Genomic DNA, 18,736 nt, shown 5'->3' on the forward strand with positions numbered 1-18,736 from the left:
ATTCCAGCATTAACACATGATTTTTTAATCAACACGTCTCAGACAGCCTGATTGGCTTACGATAAACGCGAACTGCTTCTGATTGTGGGTGTCATGTTCTTTATGATAGGACTGCTTGGGGCTGGACTGCCGCTAATTTACTCTGTAATAATAGCAGTCGCAATTTATGTTGGAATCAAGGTATATGTGGGAAAACGAAAGCAATCCATTGCAACGCAACTGGGGCAGGGAATGTGTGCCGACTGTGGCTCAAAAATCGAAGGCGGCAAGTGTCCTAACTGTGATACAAACTGGCGTAATGATAACTGATACGCACCATTTTTTAACCAAAATGACCATTCTAATACAGATGCATCTCACATTAACAACTAGCTCAACTTTTGCTCAAATAAGATCTAAAATGATAATAAAATGGACAGAAAAAGTGTAGGTAAACAAAAAAATGAAGACATTATCAATATTGGCAATATTTCTGATTTTCGCATTTTCAGGAATTGTATATGCGTACGCTCAAGAAACCTCAAACGTTGTAATCAACGAAGTTGATACAAACCCTCCAAACGATGATGCAAAAACCATCTCCGAATGGGTTGAACTGTACAACCCGACAGATCAAAATGTCGACATCGGGGGATGGAAAATCGCATCGACTACTGCAACAAAAAAGACACTAACAATCCCGGCCGGCTCTGTAATAAAACCTGGGCAGTTTCTAGTTTATTCTTATACGAACTTGTGGTTCGTTGATGTCTCAGAAAAAGTTCAGCTAAAGAACAAGTCTGGAGAAATAATTGATGAAACTCTGGTGATGACTGATCAAAAAAATGACTTCTCATCATGGCAGAGAAAATATGACGGACTTGATACTAACACGTCAAACGATTGGATATTCAGAATGTCTTCTGTGGGATCCTCAAATGGATCTCCTGAAACAACATCTGCTGGTAATGGGGATGCGATAGTCTTTGTAAATGTCGACAAGCGCTCATATGTTTTTGACGAAACTGCAATCATAACTGGGAATGTCTCAAAGCGCATATCCCAAGAAAAGCCGTTTTTTTCACAGCAACAGCTGATAATCACAATCGATGGACCGGGCAGCTTTCACAAAACTATTACGATGTATCCTGATCTTAATCTTAAATTCAAAACCTCAATCAAACTGGACAAAGCTCTGGGAGTGACTGAAGGAACCTATGATGTTACAGTATCCTATGGCGCTGGATCTAGCTCTGTACTGTTATCTGTCGGTGACGAAATAGCTGCAAATCCAAATGCCGATATTTCTGAGCTGTCGATAATGGCTGACAAATCTGCATACATTCCAGGTCAGACCGTATTACTTTCAGCGTCAACTACCAAAATATTCTCCTTTGAGGGGCTCAAACTATCTGTGTATGATCCAAAAGGAAACCAAATTTACGCTGGAAGTCTGTACCCAACCGAAGGAAAATTCTTAGCAAACGTGTTCATGACTACCGTAAACCCTGTCTTTGGAACATATCATGTCGTTGCAGACTATGGGACACAGCACTCTGAAACCTCGTTTGAGCTTCTGCAGACTGTGACAAGTACAGAACCAATCGTACTTGTAACTGACAAAAAATACTATGGGCTTGGAGAGCCTGTTGTCATATCTGGACGAAGCAGCAAGCATGTTGTGGCGCTGGACTTGGAGGTGTTGCAAACCGGTGCATCGTCTGGCAAAGAAACAAAGAATGCTTTCAAAATGACTGGACAAATATCACTTAAAGGCGATGACACGTTCGAATTCAAAATTTCCTCGCCTACTATGACCCTTGGCGATTACCGCGTGACAGTTTCAAAAGAATTTGGCAAGTCTGTTGCATACTTTAACATTGTAGAGGATCCGACTGCATACTCTGAAACTGAAAATAAGAACTTTGTATCTACTGAACAGGCAACTTATGATATTGGAGATAAGCTAGTCATTGTGGGACACGTGATCCCAAAAACAAGAAGCAGCTATGAGGCAATTCCTGTCTATGTCACGATATCAACTGAAAATGGCAAACCGCTCACCTTTATCGGGCAAGGCAAAACCGCAGGAAAGCCAAGTACCGATCCGCAAATAAAGTCATACTCGTTTTCGGCAGTGCCTGACATAGCTGGCAATTACAAAATAGACGCGACTGTTACCAAATCCGTATTCTTACCTGGAAACTATGTCATAACTGCGACATACGATGGAAAAGAAACATCGACAATGTTTGCCGTGATAGATTCGCTTGACATAGGCAACAAAAAACTCATCGCCAAGACTGACAAGAGTGTCTACGGGCTGGGAGAAATAGTAAAACTTGATGGGTCGATTACAACCGGACAATCTTCGGTTCAAATCGTACTTACAAAACCCGGTGGCAAAACCGTGAGCGGGGGCAGCAAAGTTGAGAACAACAGGTTCTCTTGGACTTGGCAAATCCCGCAAAAAGAGCTAGACCTTATCACTGATCCGAACTATAGGGGGGAGAGGCCGACTATTTTTGGGACATACAAGATTTCAGTAAAAACCCCGTCTGAAACGTTTGACGTGTTTTTCAAAGTATCAAAAGATCCTGAAAATGACACGCTGAGCATAATTCCACTCGAAGTAACCACTGACAAGCCCGTGTATCGTGCCGGCGAGAAACTTGTCATAAGTGGAAGCGCGATAAAAAGACAACTGACTACCGGTAGTGAAGGCATCACCCTTGACCGCGTAAACGTGAAGGTGAAGACATCTGCCAACAAGCTCATCTATAATTCCGAACTTTACTTTGACACTGGCGGAAACTTCAAGACCACATATGACCTCCCTCTTACGGTATTCAAAGACGGCACTTACAAAGTAACTGCAATATATCAAAGACTGATAATGCAGACAACATTTGAGGTGAAAAATAACACTCCGATAAACACTGACGAAAAATTAACTCTCTCCCTGAACATCGATAAGGAAGAGTACTTGCCTGGCGACACGGTCCACATATCTGGAAGTCTCAATAAGGTGATATTTTTGGATCAACTAAACCTTGTAGTTTTACTTGAGGATGAAAATAAAATTAATTGTGGAACTTTGTACTGCGGATTGGGAGGAAAGCAAATCGACCTGTCCAAGTACTATGATTCGGGTGCGTACAAATATGATTACGTGATCCCACAATCTGCCTCTCTTGGCAACTATGTTGTAAAAGTAGATGCGCAGTTTGGCACCTTTACAAAAGCTTTCAAGGTGGTAGAAAAGAAAATCACACCAATAGAAACCCAACCTAAAAAAATATCAGAGAAGTTCAATAGGATAACTGATTTAAGCATCCAAATACCTCTGGTGGAAAAGACAATACAAGACCAAACTGTGTCTCCTAAGGTGCTCCAAGGATCACTTGTTGTCAAACGTGACGAGGTATCCAAAGTCAACATACGTCTCTTAACCGAAGGTGGCCAATGTATCATAGGCCAGACATCTGACTGCCTTGTATCAAAATCAACTAGGACTTTGGATTCTGATTACAGTATTGTACAAATTGACGGCACTGGCTTTAAAGTGCAGTATTCCGGACCTGGCCCAATATTGGAAAAATTCACAATTATGCCTGAATCTGATTTGAATACAATCCAAGATTCCGTTTGGACAGTAGACCTGGTAAAGGAACAAGACCAGTACTCCAAATTTTATTATACAATAACGTACGTTTCAGCACAATAGAAAAATATTCGATAAAAACACCAACTCGTTGTAATGAACATCCAAGTATTCATGCTAAAGCAAGATGACCCAAAAAAGTGCACTGCGGCAAAGCTGGTGAAATTTGGACTGGCAAGGGGGGTTTCAAAAACGCAAAGCAATACGATAATTTTGGACCCATTTGCACCAAAGACAATCCTCAGACAGGATGCCGCCATCGCAAAATCCATAACTGGAATTGACTGTTCATGGAACTTGGCAGAAAGCGCTTTCACAAGAAGATTTTCTGGAATCCCACGCAAACTTCCGCCGTTATTTGCGGGAAACCCCGTTAACTACTCAAAACTAAACAAATTGACCACCGTCGAGGCGATTGCGGGGGCCGCTTTTATTCTGGGCTATGCGCAACTTGCAATTGACTTGCTTGACAAATTCAATTGGGGTCACACGTTTTACGAACTAAATGAGGATTTGCTAAAAGACTACTCTGAGATCAAGTCGGAAAGAGAAATTGAGCCATTATTGGTTGAATATGGGCTTGTTGATAAGAAATATTGACCGATTTACAAATATCTAGTTTAGCGTAAGGATTTATGCAAATCCCATTTTCAGACGGTAGGTAACATGGCTTCAGAAAGTTCAGACACTGGTTTTGCAAGAAATCTGACATTGCTGGATGTGGTAATGGTTGGAGTCGCGGCAATGATCGGTGGCGCAATATTTGTGCTTGTGGGACCTGGCATGGCAGAAGCGGGGCCTGCCCTTATGATTGCCTTTCTGATAAATGGCGTCATTACACTGTTTACCGCGCTGACCTATGCTGAACTAAGCTCAGTCTTGCCTGACACTGGTGGTGGATATCGCTGGGTACGAGAAGGCCTTCCGCGACCAAACTCGTTTCTAAGCGGGTGGATGTCGTGGTTTGCACATACCATTGCCGGAAGTCTTTATGCTGTTGCATTTGCGGCGTTTTTTGCGCACCTGCTAACTACCACTAATTTGATTCAGCCCTCGCCATTATTTGAAAAGGGACTAGCTGCACTTGCCATCGTGATTTTTACGTTTATCAATGTCAGGGGAACCTCCCCTACTAGCAAAGTTGGAAATGTCATCACAATTACCCAAATCACGATAATTGGCGTGTTAATAGTTGCAGCACTTGTAGCAATGGTCTTTACAAATCCTTCTTGGCCTGATAACTTTACGAATTTCTTCCCAAAGGGAATGTCTGGACTTGTAATAGCGATGGGCTTGACGTTTATTGCGTTTGAAGGATATGAGGTAATTGCACAGACTGGAAACGAACTAAAAAATCCGAAAAAGAACATTCCTCGAGCAATACTGATTTCGCTCTGCGTAGTAATCGCAATTTACATTCTCTTTACCTTCTCTTTCATTGGGGGGCTGTCGTCTGAAACGTATGATCAGCCATCATGGCAATTCATTGGAAGCCATGGCGAAATTGGAATCATTGAGGCTGCAAAAGACTTTCTGCCTTTTGGCGCGTTAATTGTTATTGCGGGAGGGTTGGTATCAACGCTTGCGGCCCTGAACGCAACTACCTATTCCTCAAGCCGAGTCTCATATGCCATGGGGACTCATTACAATCTGCCGCACCTTTTTGGCAGGATACACTCAAAATACAAAACTCCTGCAATCTCGACAATTGCCTCTGGTCTGATTATGTTGTTTATGGCAATAACCCTTGACCTTACAGAGATTGCTTTTGCCGCAAGTGTGATGTTCCTGTTTCTGTTTGCCCAAGTAAACTATGCTGCAATCACAATACGCAGACTGTATGGGAAAAAACTAGACTATAGCTTCAAAACTCCATTCTTCCCACTAATTCCTATACTTGGAGCCCTTTCTGCCGTGGGCCTTTCAGTGTATTTGTTATTTACCCAGCCCCAAAGCTGGGTAATTGCAATTATCTGGATAGTGATTGGCTTTGCAATCTACAAGTTTTACACCTCAAAAAAAGAAATTGAACACTATGCGCCTTTGATCTATAATCAGGGGCCACAAGAAAGAAAAGGCTACCGAATTCTCGTAATTTATCATCCAAAGCACGTTGCAAATCTCTTCAAAATCGCAAGCGCGATAGCCCAAGAAAAGGAAGGAGAAATATCGTTTCTTAACGTTACCCACATTCCGGTTCACCTGCCGCTTGCAGTATCAAACAAATTTGCCGAATCTGAAATCGAGTCCTTTATCAGTCTCAAAAAATCAATACCGCAATCAATACGCCATAGGTATCTTGTGCGCATATCCCATGATGTTACGGAGGCCATTTTGGCAACCGTTGAGGAGCAAGGGATCAACATCGTGCTAGTAGATTTTGCGTTTCTGAGAAACAACCGAAAGCTACTGTCCCTGTCCACCTGTGATTTTGTCGGGGTGCGATTTGGGAAAAACTTTGAGGAAGATCTTGCAAATGTGGTGGTTTCGTATGACAAGTCAAGGCATTCTGATCTGGGCTTGAGAGTCGCAAACGCGATGTCGATTGCATATCATAGCAAAGTTAGGGTCGTGCGAGGTGTAGTCGAGTCGCCACAAACTGAACTTGAAATAATGAATAGAATAAACGAGATGATGTTTGATCTGGAAATGAAAAAAGTTCCATTTGAAAAAGTCTATCCTAAAACGAAGAATGTGTCAATTGGCTTGTTGGAAAACTTTGATAAAATAGAATCCGAAATTATCATACTTGGGGCTGGAAATCAAGCAGACCAAGCCTTTAGCCCAAAAACCCTTGAGATAGTAGACAAGTCTAAAAAATCACTATTCATTGTGCGAGACCATAGGTTCTCAGAATTTCACGCAAGAACATTTTGGAGAATCATGTCGTCACGATTAAAGGAAAATAGGCACGTCTACCGGTTCTATGTGGACTTAGTGCACATTGGGCACCGATTACAGTCAAGACACACCAAGGACAAGTACGACGAGGAATACTTTCACTCCAAGCTTAAGTAATGTTCAAATTAAATTAAAACTGTATAATTTTGCGGGCTGGTGAACGAAACGCTGCGAAAGCAGAGGAAACTCCTCCCTCCATGCAGAAACATGATCTAGAGATAGATAGTCAGAAATGATTGGCAACGGAATAGAAACTATCCTACCTGGAGTACCGTGATGGCAAAACCTGAGATTTCCAGTTAAAGGAATGAAAAATCTGCCCCATGTGGAGCAAAGCCAAACAGAACAAATAGGATCTGCACCTTGTTCAGGTAGGCTGCAAAGCGGAATATCGTGAAAACAGAAGGAGGGTTACGGCCAGCACGCAATTTTTTAGCTTGTAAAAATTATCGCAGTCCTATCCTGATATTCGTCTTTAGAATCTCGGAGGTTCTTGACGGTGAGGTGGTGTCTGTAAATCTTAACTGTGCATCTGCACCGATTTTGAGGCGCTCTCCGTCTATCTCTTTTGGCATCTTTACTGTTACTATGAAGGTGTTTGTGTTCTTGCCTGTTTCTCTCAGTGATGTGGTCCTGGCCTCAAATGCCTCGTTGTTAAGAGTAGCTCTAATTCCGTTTTCTGTACGAAACTCTATCAGTTTTGTCGGTATACTATCGACATTTCTTGAGTCTAAATTAAAGTCCGGATCATAAATTCTCACTTGAAACGTTTGCCCTATTCTGATATTTTTTGCAGATGTGGAAAAATGCGTGTTGTGTTTTGCAACCGCAATTGATTTTGAAACAGTTGTTGGATTCCCAGAATAGTCTGACTCGTCGCTGTATGTTATGACAAGCGTGTCTCCTTGTTGCAGCGGTCTGCCATTTATCGTACTTGGTATGTTGAGGCGACCGACAAAAATTCCAGAATCTTGGCTTGTTTCAGTTATGATTGATGGGCCCTGTATTGGGATGCCGTTTATCGTAAACTCTAACAGCCCAGATGTTGAAACCTGGTTAATTCCGCGGTGACTGGTGTTTAGATCATCGTCATAAACGTAAAAACTCAAAATTCCGCCCGGATTCATGGCTGCGCCAGCTGGAAACGCAATTACAAGGGCAATTCCTAAGAGTGGCAGCATTTTTTCTCATCCATTTAGTATGTCTTGAATACTTTTTCTCAGATCTGGCTTTTCAATATTGCGCATGATAAACTCCAAGTCTGACCTGTTGTCCACATCCCACATTATTCTGCTTATTAGAACAAACGACGTCGAAATCCTGCGGGACTTGCCAGTTGTTAGGTGTATTTTGTAGCTGTCCTCATCGTAATGAGTCTCGATTACGTCTACCGGAGTTCTTACTAACGCATTTGTTCCGTCAAATTTCCTTGATGGTACTACGAGCAACGATGTTTTCATGGTTTGAAATTTTATCAGATTGGTAATGTCTTGTGGCTGCATGAGTGGAATATCTTGTGGAAATACAACCGATGCATCAAACCCGTTTTTTGCAAGATGCCTGTCTGCAAGGGAAACAGCATGGTTTACACCCATTTCACTGTCTTCGAAGATTTGAACCGCGCCAAATCTCTTGCCGATTTGAAATGCACTCTCGTCTTTTGACACCAAAATGGACTTGGTTATTATCTTGGACTGTGATATTGATTCTAAAACCTGCTCTAGCATTATCTTGCACAACTGCGTAGTTTTTTCTTGTGATAACCCAAGTCTTGATTTGGCGTTTGAAAACGTCTTGACAGGAATTATTGCTGCTACTTGCAATCTACACGCGCGCGTTCTTTAGAACAAAAGATGCAAGCGCATCTTCGGAGATTTTGTTTGTCATTTTGATGCTAGTGTCGTATACTTTCATATCGAGATTTTGAATTTTCTTTGTAAGCAGCCTGTCCTTAGAATCAATCACGATGCTTCCGCAAACATCTGAGTACATCTGGGCTATTCCGTAAGGGGATACATCGATTCCTGCAGCTTGCATGTATTCTGCAGCTGGACCGCTAAACGCCTTGGTTCCAAGAATTGGACTCACCGCAACGACCTTTCTTCTGTTTTTTGCCAACTCTTTTCGTATTCCTTTGATTTGTAGCATGGGGCCAATGCTAGTCAGGGGGTTGCCCGGTGCAATTACCACCATCTCAGAATCGTGAATTGCGTTTACTGCCTCTGGATTTGGGCGAGCCTTGTCAGCACCAATGTATTGAATGCCTTCGACTTTGTCCTTTCCTTTGTACTTGACCCAGAATTCTTGAAGGTGCATTTCTCCTTTGTTTGTGGTGATTCGAGTTTCTATCGTGTTATCTGTAACTGGCATTACTTTTGCCTCCACTGCAAATTTTTCACACATCCACTTGGTGATGTCTGCAAGATTTTTTCCGTTCTTTAGCATGTTGGTTCTAATCAAATGCGTTGCCGCGTCCCTGTCGCCTATCCTAAACCATGTTTCTTCGCCAAAAATCTCCATCTGTCTTAGGAATCCAAACGTGTCTTTTCTGATGCCCCATCCTTTCTCATAGTCCAATATGTCTGCAAGACCGTAGATTATGGTGTCAATATCTGGGCAAACATACAAGCCGTACAGCCAGTAGTTATCGCCAACATTACATATTACATTTACATCCCTTGTCTGAGAAATAAGTCCTCTGACGAGTTTTACAGAACCGGTTCCACCAGCTAGTATTGTTATCATAAAAATCTGAAAACTCCTTTTTGATTACATCCCTTGATCAATATTACCTTTTCAATACTGAACCTTTTTTAGTTAGATTTATTAGCGCGTTGGTGACATCGCCCCTCGTGAAAGCCGGCACATTTTTTGCATTAGCAACTTTGGGCATTCTAGTTATCGGAAGCATTTCTCCTGTTTGGGCAGCTCAACTAAATTGGGATGCAAAGACTTTTGATTCTGCAACACAACCGTCATTCAAATTTCAAAGAACCATTTTCATAGAATATCCTAATGGTGGAGAAATAGCCGATGCTCTGAGGGGCAAAACTGACACTATCTATTTTGTTGCAGATTCTAGTACGCCCGGAATTCAGGCAATAATTGACAAAATCAATGAACAATTACAAAGTAAGCAAAGTACCGTTCGGGTAACTGATCTTAAAGTAGAATATGACGCTGAACTTACTGGAAGGGGAGATAATGCGTCTGTAGATTACAAACTGGTTATAACTCCGACAATAAACGGGTTTTTGATTCGTGAATACATGCCAGCTGCTGGCTCGTCTGCTGCATCTCCTGCACTGTTTGATGCCATGTGGAGAGGAATCAAAGTAGACGGTGCGTTCCAAATTACAACTGAGGATTACGGCAATGTGGACATTAATTTGCCAATTTCATTTTTCAAAAAAGAGTTTCCTGATGTTGCTGCCGCAATGGCAGGATCAGAGGCAGAAAATATCTTGTCTATGAGTCTCATTGATGCTTCTGGCATTGGTAGCCAACCCCTTGGAAATTGGCACTTTTTGTTTGACCCAACTGGCATATCTGCTGAGACGAGCAAATTTGGATTCTCTGGCGCAAGAGTTGTCGTATCTTCGTTTACTATGGGTGAAAGCAGCATAAGGGAGGGCCAACAAAGAGAAAAAGAATTCAATGGCCCATTTACCGCTGACGTCACTTACAATGTGAGATCTGTGCAAGCCGCAGACAATGCAAACATCTTCCTTGCAGGATATGCTTCTCCGGATATCTTTGAAGGCCGTGAGGTGTTTGGAGTAAGCGCAACAGCTCCAACTGGTGCAGCCCAAACGTCGACTGGCTCGTTCCCAATTTTCATAATCTATGGAATGGCTGGAATGGCAGCTGCCGGCGCAGTTGGATTCTTTGCTTGGAGTAACAAAAAGGCAAAGAAAGAATCTGAATACATCCAAACTGGAATTGATCCAAAATATCTGAGAGGTGTAACAACAAGTGAGGCATCTGGAGGTTATCACACCAATAGAGGAGAAGCTGAACTTGCAACTGATGATACATCTCACAAGCAACATGAGAGTGTCTATGAGCAGTCTTCGAGAGGATCACTGCCAAAAGGACACGAGCAACCAAAAGAAGAACCAAAGTCCAATCCGTCTAAAGGCTCAATGCCAAAAGGCTGGAAACCATCTTAATCTTATTTCATAAAAACAGGCTTTTTCTGTTCGTAGCATATCGACAAGTTTATTAGAATCTTTAGAGAAAACGTTAAATACGAGAAAAAGGGGGTTTTGTAAAAATGGTAAAAAATAGTAAAAAGGATCGCTGCCCGCGATGTGCTCAGGGCTCAGTTGTCACCGATACAAACACTGGAGAAAATTTTTGCGGAAAATGTGGCTATGTACTCAATGAAGAAAACGTAGAGTCTGGGCCTGAGTGGCGTTCATTTTCAAAAGAGGAGGGAGAAAACCGCACAAGGACTGGGACTCCAACCTCACTGGCAATGCATGACATGGGGCTTGCAACTATAATCGGTCAGGCAGACAAGGATGCCACTGGTAAGCCACTGTCTTCGTCTATGCGAAGCACGATTGAGCGACTCAGAACTTGGGATAGCCGAAGCCAGGTACATGAGCCTGTGGATAGAAATTTTAGACAAGCATTTTCAGAACTGGATAGATTAAAGGATAAACTTGCAGTGGGTGATGCTGTTGTGGAAAAGGCAGCGTACATTTACCGCAAAGCACTTGAAAAAGGTCTGGTCCGAGGACGCTCAATTTCTGCCCTTATTGCATCTGCATTATATGCTGCATGCCGAGACACCGAAACCCCAAGAACGTTAAAGGACATCGGAAGTGCAAGTAATATCAAAAGAAAAGACATTGCACGTTGTTATCGACTGCTACTGAGAGAGTTGGGTTTGAAGATGCCAGTAGTTGATCCGATAAAATGTGTTGCAAGAATAGCAAGCAAGGCAGAGCTGTCTGAAAAGACAAAACGAGAAGCGGCAAAAATTCTCAAGACTGCAGAAGAAAATAAAATTTCTGCAGGGAAGGATCCAATGGGGCTTGCAGCAGCCGCACTTTATGTTGCGTGTGTAACTAATGGTGAAAACAAAACACAGCGCGACGTTGCAGAAGCAGCCGGTGTGACTGAGGTGACAATCAGAAACCGTTACAAGGGACTCAAACTGGCGTTAAACCTCTAACTTTTTCTGCCTGTACTCCATTAACAGCATGAAAATTGATATCGTGCCTGTGATTACGAACAAAATCTCGATTGTTCCAAGTAGCGAATGCGAAAACGCCGTAGACACCGGAATTTCATTGACACTTGATACCAAATACCCGTATGAGTAAATCAGATAGTTTGTGGCCCAATGAATCAGAGTTGACGCCACAAAACCATGCTTGTAGTAAACCCATCCCAATATGATTCCACTAATTGCAGCCTGTGCAAATTTTCCATTACTCCATGACTGATCTGAAACTATGTGGGACAGTCCGAAAAACACCCCTACGAACGCGATGAGAATTATTGCTTTTTTTGGATTCTCTATTGCCAGATTGTTTGGATTCCATAGCGATTTGGCAAATAGTCTAACCGTGCCTTTTTTTGAATACCACAAAAATAGGGGAACCCCAATTAAGATCAGGCGAAATACTGTTTCTTCTAAAATGGGAGCTAGCGTAATCCCCAAGAACTGCAACAAGTCATTCTCAAAAGGCGGTGGCGTGGTCTTTACCCCAAAGCTCTGTTGTGTGAAGTCTATTATCCAAGACAAGACGATCAGCACGGAAAACCACTTGATTGCATGGACCAAATAATTCCCGTTTTGGATTCTGTAGGAGCCTGTCATGATTGTAGATAACACTTTTAGAAAGTTCTTTTTTGGGCCAAGAACTGATATTGTAAATATTATCACAAAAAACACCCATGCTACGATGAACAGATCCGCAATCTCAAAACCTCCGAACTCTCCGAAATCCTTGATGGACTCAAAACCTGGCCACGGATAGCCGTAATCGATGTCTTTGCCTATCTGAGAATTAAAAAAAAGATACGCGCCTATTGGAAATGAAAAAACCATGAGGCCAAAAATTACCGATATTAGCGCAGAATAAGGAATTGCTATGCTTTGTAAAATTTTGTGAGTTTCCAAACTCTAATGGACTTCGATACTCGATTCGGCAAATCCAAGCTTTACCAACGTTTCCTTCATTGTATCGCGATGATCACCTTGTAGAAAGATATAGTCGTCTTTTGCCGTGCCGCCACATGCATACTTTCTTTTCAATTCGCTTAGTGTCCCATGCATGTCGTTAAGCTTTGAATTCAAACCCTCAATCATGGTTCCCTTTTTCTTAAATCGTCTTTCTTCCAGTCTGATAATTATCTTAGTACTTTCTTTGTTGAGATCACCGCAGGCACACAAATCTTCAGGAAGTCCACACGTGTTACAAATTATCGCCATTGGTTACTAAACGTCTTGTCTTCATCGGGACTATTAAGCCTTATTGACTTTAAAAAACTAGGTTTTTACAAAAGGCTTTGCAATACAAATCATGTCTGCAGAGCTAAGGAAAAAGGCTGCAGAAATGTTGCTCAAAGGAGCTACACTTCTTGCAGAACCTTGCCCATATTGTAACGGCGTTAGAATAATGAAGGATGGAAATGCTTTGTGCGTCAACTGTGGAAAAGAACCAGACGCGAGCAAAACCGATCAGGAAATCGTCTCTGAAAACCAGGCCTCTAAAAAACACCCGGCGGTTTTGATCTCACTGAAAAACAAGCTTGAGGAATTGACAACAGAACTGACCTCAGAAAAAGACTCTGAAAAACAGCAACAAATACTAAAATCAATAAATTCCTTGATTGAGACCATAGACAAGCTCGAAAAATGATACAAAAGTTTTTATTTTAATGTCATAGTTTTTTGAATTATGAGCAGTAAGAAAAAAGGCGCACCATTGCCTGCATCGAGCGCCGGCCTTTTGCGTTTCTTTGAGGATGACACCAAAGGATATCGCCTAGATCCAAAAATCGTAGTCTCTATACCTGTTGGATTGATCGTACTGTCCTGGGCACTTGACCTGCTTCTCATAAAATGACCGAATCGTACGACGACGTATCGAAGATCCACAAGCGTTATTCCCTTACTCTAGTTAATCCGTCATCATACTATCATTCACTGATCTTCTCAAATGTATCTGCGGTGATTCTGTCTGCAATCGTAGTCTTTGTCTTTCTTGCCAGGGCAGACGAGGCAGTATTTCGCTTGCCTGCTGTAGTTGCTATATTGCTTCTAACTCAGTATGTGGATTCACGATTCATCAAAAATAAAGAATACTCCAAGTCTTTGCACATGTCTCTGTTTGGGAATCTGGCCTGGATTGGAGTGGTAATTGGAGGTATTATAGCATCCGTTGTTCTCTCAAAAGATCTTTCTGTATTTTACATTGTGGAAGGCATGTTTATTTTTGCAAGCTTTAGGATTGGGATTCTTACTACGACTCTTGGCACGACACTTCGACGAGCATGGCTGCTTTGTTTTCTCCAACCCGTGGCGATGTACCTGGTACTCATTCCGTCATCGATGTGGATACCGTCAATCTTTGATCCTCTGACACTAGCTGTGGGTGGAGTGTTTTTAGTGACCGCAAGCATATGGTCAGTTGTAACTGACAGGGCAGGAAGGCCTGCAATTCACAGCACTCACAAGATGGTACAGGCGTATCTTGCATCGCTGTCAAAAAATAATCCATCCGAAGTTGAATCCATACTTGAATCAATATCGAAGGATACCACCGTTCTTACCACGCAAATACGATTGCAAAACAAGGAAAAAAATAACGATTTCAGATTGGTCCTTCCGGAAATTCATCCAGGACCGTTCCACCCGGTAGGCGGAAGCAATATTCCATATCAGATTTACAAAACCATGAATTCTTCAGCAATGGTCATGCACAGCGTATCTGATCATTCGCTGAACCTTCCGTCAAGAAAAGAAGTTGAAAACTATCTCAATAGTTTATCTGCTAATGTGGTCTCTAATCACGGCCTTGTGTGCACTGAGCCGATTACGGTACAGGTCAACAAATCGCGAGTGGTAGGGTTCCTGTTTGAGAAATCCGCAATCTTGTTCTTGTCCTTGTCTCCTCATGGGATGGAAGACATTCCGATCTATGTGAAAACAGAGATTGAGCAATTTGCAAAGAATCGAAACTTTGAGCGAATTCTAATTGTGGACTGTCATAATGCCATGGGCGAAGAAATCTCAGAGCCTGATTCTGGCGACATGCTAAAGGCAGCCAAGTCTGCGCTTGATACTCTTATTACAAAGGAAAAATATCCTCTGGAGTTTGGATACGGGAATTCTGACCACATGAACTTGAACTCCCCCGACCTTGGGTTGGGAGGTGTTGGGGTGTTGTGCCTTAAAATCAATGGCACGAAATATTTTCTTGGTTGGGCCGATTCTAACAACATGGAAAACGGCGTAAGAGAATACATTGTAAACTATTTTGCAAAAAACAGCCTCAATCTTTTAGAAATCTGCACCTCTGATACCCATTATAGTGCAACCAAGGTTCGAACTCGTCAGGGATACTACCAGTTTGGCAAGATTGCAAAGTCTCAGGATATTGCAGAATGGTACCTAAAAGTTGCGCACGATGCAGAAAAAAACCTGGCTCCCGGCTCATTTGAAATATTGGAGCACAAAGCGGATGTCAAAATAATGGGCTCGACCGTATATGAGGACTATTCTAGGGCAGTTGATAATTCGTTAAAGATAACAAAAGGATTTGCCATTGGCAGCTTTGTCTTTTTTATCGCTACTCTGTTCTTATAGTTTCAATGTCTTCCAAGTTGCCATAAAACTCGTCTACAAATGATGCAAATTGGAATATTGGAACTATTGGAACGTTGTTGATAAAGCTGACCTTGTCCTGGTACAGCGTGACAATGGCGGGAGCTGCAATGGCACCCTTGGTTTTTGCAACATATTGCTTTGTGCGCTCAACTTGTTTTAGTACTGCCTTTTCTAGTGCAGACTGACTGTGGCGTTTCCAGTGCTTGCAGTCAATTAGCATTGCAACTCCGAACTTTATCCCAATAACGTCGATTTCCATGCGGGGGTTTGTAAGAATGAGGTTTCTAATTATTGCAAAATCCTTTATGTCCAAAATCTGCGCTGTCAGACCCTCAAAGTCCTTCCAGTCCAGATGCTCTGCTGCCTCGTCTACTGGGATTCCTTTCTCCAAAGCAAACATTACTGCTTTGATCTTATCGCCATCATCAAACTCCATGACTTCGCCATCAAATCTGCCTATGTGGTTGCGGGCCAGTTCTTCTAGGATCTTTCTTGCAGTGTTTTTGTCAGCGTTTATCACTTTGGAAAAATCCGTTGTTGATACCCCGCCAGGTATTATCCCGTCTAGCCCGTCAAGCCATAATTTTTGATTCAACAGAATTGTTATGATGATTTAGAATTTTAAGTGTTACATACAATTGATATTAATTCCAAGTAAGCTTGGAATAAACCCGACAACAAACCTTAGGAGATTTAAATTAGATTGGTTCCTAAACGACACGTGAAAGTTTTACTGGTTTTGTTTTTGGCGTTTTCGTTTGGAGTCATTTATGCAGAAAAAGGCACACACATAAACGAAATCCAATTCGTCCAGTATCTTGATGAAAGTAATGCGCTAGAAGAAGTAAAAAACGGCAACTTGGACATGTATTATTCTCGAATCCCATCGGAATTATTGGAAACTCCAGAATCCCGTCAAAACCTAGACGTGTTTTATGTTACTGGCGGCTCGTACAGCATTCTTGCAAATCCTGCTGAAGGTGACAAGATAAATCCGTTTTCAAGCCGTGAAGTCCGATTCGCGCTAAACTACCTAGTTGATCGGAGACTCGTGGTGGACGAACTGATGGGGGGATACGGAATTCCAATGGCGTCAAGCTATGGTCCGTACGATCCTGACTATCTGTCCATTCTATCTGAAATGGAAAAATTTCATTTTCGATATAATCCTGAGCATGCAAATGACGTCATAACAAAAGTCCTGGCAGAAAAGGGCGCACAAAAAACTGAGGGAAAATGGTACTATGATGGCAAGCCGATAGAAATCATAATTTTTATTCGAAACGACGATCCCGTGAGAAAGTCGATTGGGGAAATCTTGTCATCTGAGATGGAAAAAATCGGCTTTGTAGTGCGCAAGGATTTTGGAGACTTGAACAAGGCCTACGTTACAGTATATGGCTCAAACCCGTCTGATCTAAAGTGGAACCTGTACACCGAAGGCTGGGCTGGGCGATCTGCATTCGTAAAATATGACTCCCTTGGGCCTGCGCAAATGTATGCACCGTGGTTTTCAAACATGCCTGGGTTTAACAATCCCTCCTACTGGAATTACAAAAATCCTCATCTTGACTATGTGACACAAAAAATCTATTCTGGCAATTTCACTTCCGTGGTGGAAAGAGAAAACCTGATTCGTGACGCCGTTTCGGAAGGAGTCACAGAATCTGTCCGAGTTTTTCTTGCAAGTAAAATAGATCCGTTTGTCACAAACAAACGAGTCAGCGGAGTCATAAACGATTTTGGGGGAGGCATAACAAACCGGCTCACTCCAATCAATGCAAGATCAAGTGACGATAATCTGAAAATTGGCGTAAAGCAAATCTATCAGGGCGCATGGAATCCTATTGGAGGGCTGGCTGATGCCTACAGCAAAAACATCTGGGATCTTCTTTACGATCCTGGCATTTTCAAAAACCCGTACTCTGGAGAGAATTTTTCTGTAAGGGAAAACTGGAAAGTTGAAACCGCTGGGCCTCACGGGCATCTTGATGTGCCACGTGACGCAGTCATCTGGGATCCCGTTTTGCAAAAGTGGGCAAATGTGGGCCTTGGAGTAAATGCCACAAGCAAAGTCACATTTGACCTTACGTTTGGCAACTGGCATAGCGGGCAAGAAATGGACATGAATGACGTGCTATACTCGATGTATTTTTCGTCCGAATGGGGCTCGCCACAAACAGAAAACGACAAGACTTTTGATTCTTCATATTCCCCGCAGGCAAGCCAGTCACAAAAGACACTTGTTGGAATGCGGCCAATTGACAATCACACCGTAGAGGTGTATGTCAATTACTGGCATTTTGATGAATCTGAAATTGCGGGATGGGCAAGTGTTTGGCCTACGGTTCCATGGGAGGTCATTGCGGCAATGGAGAAAATCGTTCTTGATGGCAAGGCGTCGTTCTCAAGGACCGATGCCCAGGCAAAAAACCTGAACTGGCTTTCGCTAATCGTTCCGCGTGACGCATCGCTGGTAAGAGAAACGCTGGGCGAATTTCAAAGAACAAAACACGTGCCAGCGGCGCTTTTATCGTTTGATAATGATGCCAAGTATTATGATTCGAGATACGAGTCTGCAATAAAATGGATAGATCTCAAGAATCATGCCGTGATAAGCAATGGTCCGTTTTACCTTGAATCCTATTCTCCTGAGGCAAGGGCTATGACCGTGCGATCCTTTGATGATCCGTCGTATCCGTTTAAAGCGGGGTATTGGGAAAAATTTGAAAAAGTCAACCTGCCAAAAATCATACAAGTCGACATCCCATCTCAAATCGTCTTGGGGCAACCGCTTGAGATCCCAATTCGCACAAGCGATGCTACACAAATCTATTATTTTGTCAGCACTGGAGCAGGGGACGAGGTGGACATCGGCATACTTGACGTGAACCAAGATGCTGCCAAAATTACACTTTCTGCGGAACGAACACAGAAAATGATTCCTGGTGGAAACGACTTGAAGTTATACGCAATATCTGACTTGGTTCTGAAACCCGATATTTACACAACGAGTGTTTTTGCCACATCTGTTGACTATCAAAACTACACTGAAACCATAACACAAAACTCGTCAAAAACAGAAAACACCGGAAATCTTGGACTTGTGTCTGCAATCCTTGGAATTATGATGATTTGTGTCGTGGCATACGTGAGAAAATCCAAAACCCGTTTGCAAAGGCAACGCTGATGATTCCTATGATCAAATTCTACTCAAGTCTTAAATCTAAAACACTCAGAATCGTAATTGAGAAAAGATGCCTGACGAATCATGCAGAACATGTGGGGGAGAATTGGCAAAATGCACCATTTGTGCAGAATGCCGAAAGCCGGTGAGCATG

The 18,736-nt window shown here is 42.4% G+C and carries 16 protein-coding genes and 1 other RNA gene; 11 read left to right on the forward strand and 6 right to left on the reverse strand.

Features of this window, described 5'->3' with window-relative positions; genetic code table 11:
- The first annotated feature begins 51 nt into the window (after positions 1 to 51).
- The 5 genes from NKMY2_RS05590 to rnpB all read left to right on the forward strand — a co-directional run bounded on the left by NKMY2_RS05590 (position 52) and on the right by rnpB (position 6,970).
- The gene (locus tag NKMY2_RS05590) at positions 52 to 309 is read left to right on the forward strand and encodes a hypothetical protein (protein WP_238549780.1); all 258 of its coding nucleotides are present in this window, start codon (positions 52 to 54) and stop codon (positions 307 to 309) included.
- 133 nt (positions 310 to 442) lie between these two features.
- Positions 443 to 3,706: a lamin tail domain-containing protein gene (locus NKMY2_RS05595; RefSeq protein WP_052347537.1), complete on the forward strand. Its 3,264-nt coding sequence runs from the start codon at positions 443 to 445 to the stop codon at positions 3,704 to 3,706.
- Between the two features lie 33 nt (positions 3,707 to 3,739).
- Complete coding sequence (locus tag NKMY2_RS05600) at positions 3,740 to 4,243, forward strand: DUF367 family protein (protein ID WP_042685692.1); 504 nt, start codon at positions 3,740 to 3,742, stop codon at positions 4,241 to 4,243.
- A 66-nt stretch (positions 4,244 to 4,309) separates the two neighbouring features.
- Positions 4,310 to 6,661, forward strand: a complete 2,352-nt coding sequence (locus NKMY2_RS05605; protein ID WP_042685695.1) for an amino acid permease — start codon at positions 4,310 to 4,312, stop codon at positions 6,659 to 6,661.
- Between the two features lie 31 nt (positions 6,662 to 6,692).
- Positions 6,693 to 6,970: RNase P RNA component (rnpB, locus tag NKMY2_RS10275), an RNA gene on the forward strand.
- Between the two features lie 20 nt (positions 6,971 to 6,990).
- On the opposite strand, the gene NKMY2_RS05610 is transcribed toward rnpB, so the two are convergent.
- Genes NKMY2_RS05610 through cofD form a run of 3 tightly spaced genes read right to left on the reverse strand, consistent with a single transcriptional unit; the run spans position 6,991 to position 9,289 of the window.
- Positions 6,991 to 7,725, reverse strand: coding sequence for a hypothetical protein (locus NKMY2_RS05610; RefSeq protein WP_052347538.1), 735 nt, complete (start codon positions 7,723 to 7,725; stop codon positions 6,991 to 6,993).
- A 6-nt stretch (positions 7,726 to 7,731) separates the two neighbouring features.
- Complete coding sequence (cofC, locus tag NKMY2_RS05615; RefSeq protein ID WP_042685698.1) at positions 7,732 to 8,367, reverse strand: 2-phospho-L-lactate guanylyltransferase; 636 nt, start codon at positions 8,365 to 8,367, stop codon at positions 7,732 to 7,734.
- 1 nt (position 8,368) lies between these two features.
- Entirely contained in the window at positions 8,369 to 9,289 is a 921-nt protein-coding gene (gene cofD / locus NKMY2_RS05620; RefSeq protein ID WP_042685703.1) for a 2-phospho-L-lactate transferase, read from the reverse strand.
- A 107-nt stretch (positions 9,290 to 9,396) separates the two neighbouring features.
- Here cofD and NKMY2_RS05625 point away from each other — a divergent pair, with 107 nt between their 5' ends.
- Positions 9,397 to 10,716 carry a hypothetical protein gene (locus NKMY2_RS05625; RefSeq protein WP_052347539.1) on the forward strand — a complete coding sequence of 440 codons (1,320 nt, stop codon included), beginning with the start codon at positions 9,397 to 9,399 and terminating at the stop codon, positions 10,714 to 10,716.
- A 104-nt stretch (positions 10,717 to 10,820) separates the two neighbouring features.
- A complete protein-coding gene (locus NKMY2_RS05630) occupies positions 10,821 to 11,729 on the forward strand; it encodes a transcription initiation factor IIB (protein WP_042685704.1) in 909 nt (302 codons plus the stop codon).
- Here the strand turns inward: NKMY2_RS05630 and NKMY2_RS05635 are convergent.
- Positions 11,718 to 12,683, reverse strand: a complete 966-nt coding sequence (locus tag NKMY2_RS05635) for a CPBP family intramembrane glutamic endopeptidase (RefSeq protein ID WP_042685706.1) — start codon at positions 12,681 to 12,683, stop codon at positions 11,718 to 11,720. The two genes, NKMY2_RS05630 and NKMY2_RS05635, sit on opposite strands and share 12 nt — an antisense overlap.
- Before the next feature lie 3 nt (positions 12,684 to 12,686).
- Complete coding sequence (yciH, locus tag NKMY2_RS05640; protein ID WP_042685708.1) at positions 12,687 to 12,995, reverse strand: stress response translation initiation inhibitor YciH; 309 nt, start codon at positions 12,993 to 12,995, stop codon at positions 12,687 to 12,689.
- Positions 12,996 to 13,086: 91 nt separating this feature from the next.
- Here yciH and NKMY2_RS05645 point away from each other — a divergent pair, with 91 nt between their 5' ends.
- From NKMY2_RS05645 to NKMY2_RS05650, 3 genes are read left to right on the forward strand one after another with little or no spacing between them, the layout of a single operon-like run.
- The gene (locus NKMY2_RS05645) at positions 13,087 to 13,425 is read left to right on the forward strand and encodes an Sjogren's syndrome/scleroderma autoantigen 1 family protein (RefSeq protein ID WP_042685709.1); all 339 of its coding nucleotides are present in this window, start codon (positions 13,087 to 13,089) and stop codon (positions 13,423 to 13,425) included.
- A gap of 39 nt (positions 13,426 to 13,464) precedes the next feature.
- The gene (locus NKMY2_RS10520; protein WP_076613394.1) at positions 13,465 to 13,632 is read left to right on the forward strand and encodes a preprotein translocase subunit Sec61beta; all 168 of its coding nucleotides are present in this window, start codon (positions 13,465 to 13,467) and stop codon (positions 13,630 to 13,632) included.
- Positions 13,629 to 15,374: a DUF2070 family protein gene (locus NKMY2_RS05650; protein WP_042685711.1), complete on the forward strand. Its 1,746-nt coding sequence runs from the start codon at positions 13,629 to 13,631 to the stop codon at positions 15,372 to 15,374. The genes NKMY2_RS10520 and NKMY2_RS05650 overlap by 4 nt, the downstream gene beginning before the upstream one ends.
- On the opposite strand, the gene NKMY2_RS05655 is transcribed toward NKMY2_RS05650, so the two are convergent.
- The gene (locus NKMY2_RS05655; RefSeq protein ID WP_320408958.1) at positions 15,358 to 15,990 is read right to left on the reverse strand and encodes a hypothetical protein; all 633 of its coding nucleotides are present in this window, start codon (positions 15,988 to 15,990) and stop codon (positions 15,358 to 15,360) included. The two genes, NKMY2_RS05650 and NKMY2_RS05655, sit on opposite strands and share 17 nt — an antisense overlap.
- Positions 15,991 to 16,116: 126 nt before the next feature.
- On the opposite strand from NKMY2_RS05655, the gene NKMY2_RS05660 reads away from it, so the two are divergent.
- Positions 16,117 to 18,585, forward strand: a complete 2,469-nt coding sequence (locus NKMY2_RS05660) for an ABC transporter substrate-binding protein (protein WP_042685716.1) — start codon at positions 16,117 to 16,119, stop codon at positions 18,583 to 18,585.
- The last annotated feature ends 151 nt before the right edge of the window (positions 18,586 to 18,736 follow it).

This window comes from Candidatus Nitrosotenuis chungbukensis (assembly GCF_000685395.1).
GTDB classification, from domain to species: Archaea; Thermoproteota; Nitrososphaeria; order Nitrososphaerales; family Nitrosopumilaceae; genus Nitrosotenuis; species Nitrosotenuis chungbukensis.

Excerpts from the sequence above, each read along its gene's own strand:
- NKMY2_RS05600 (WP_042685692.1), top strand. The coding sequence starts at position 3,740 with ATGAACATCCAAGTATTCATGCTAAAGCAAGATGACCCAAAAAAGTGC.
- NKMY2_RS05650 (WP_042685711.1), top strand. The coding sequence starts at position 13,629 with ATGACCGAATCGTACGACGACGTATCGAAGATCCACAAGCGTTATTCC.
- yciH (WP_042685708.1), bottom strand. The coding sequence starts at position 12,995 with ATGGCGATAATTTGTAACACGTGTGGACTTCCTGAAGATTTGTGTGCC.
- NKMY2_RS05630 (WP_042685704.1), top strand. The coding sequence starts at position 10,821 with ATGGTAAAAAATAGTAAAAAGGATCGCTGCCCGCGATGTGCTCAGGGC.
- NKMY2_RS05645 (WP_042685709.1), top strand. The coding sequence starts at position 13,087 with ATGTCTGCAGAGCTAAGGAAAAAGGCTGCAGAAATGTTGCTCAAAGGA.
- NKMY2_RS10520 (WP_076613394.1), top strand. The coding sequence starts at position 13,465 with ATGAGCAGTAAGAAAAAAGGCGCACCATTGCCTGCATCGAGCGCCGGC.
- cofD (WP_042685703.1), bottom strand. The coding sequence starts at position 9,289 with ATGATAACAATACTAGCTGGTGGAACCGGTTCTGTAAAACTCGTCAGA.
- NKMY2_RS05595 (WP_052347537.1), top strand. The coding sequence starts at position 443 with ATGAAGACATTATCAATATTGGCAATATTTCTGATTTTCGCATTTTCA.
- NKMY2_RS05610 (WP_052347538.1), bottom strand. The coding sequence starts at position 7,725 with ATGCTGCCACTCTTAGGAATTGCCCTTGTAATTGCGTTTCCAGCTGGC.
- NKMY2_RS05605 (WP_042685695.1), top strand. The coding sequence starts at position 4,310 with ATGGCTTCAGAAAGTTCAGACACTGGTTTTGCAAGAAATCTGACATTG.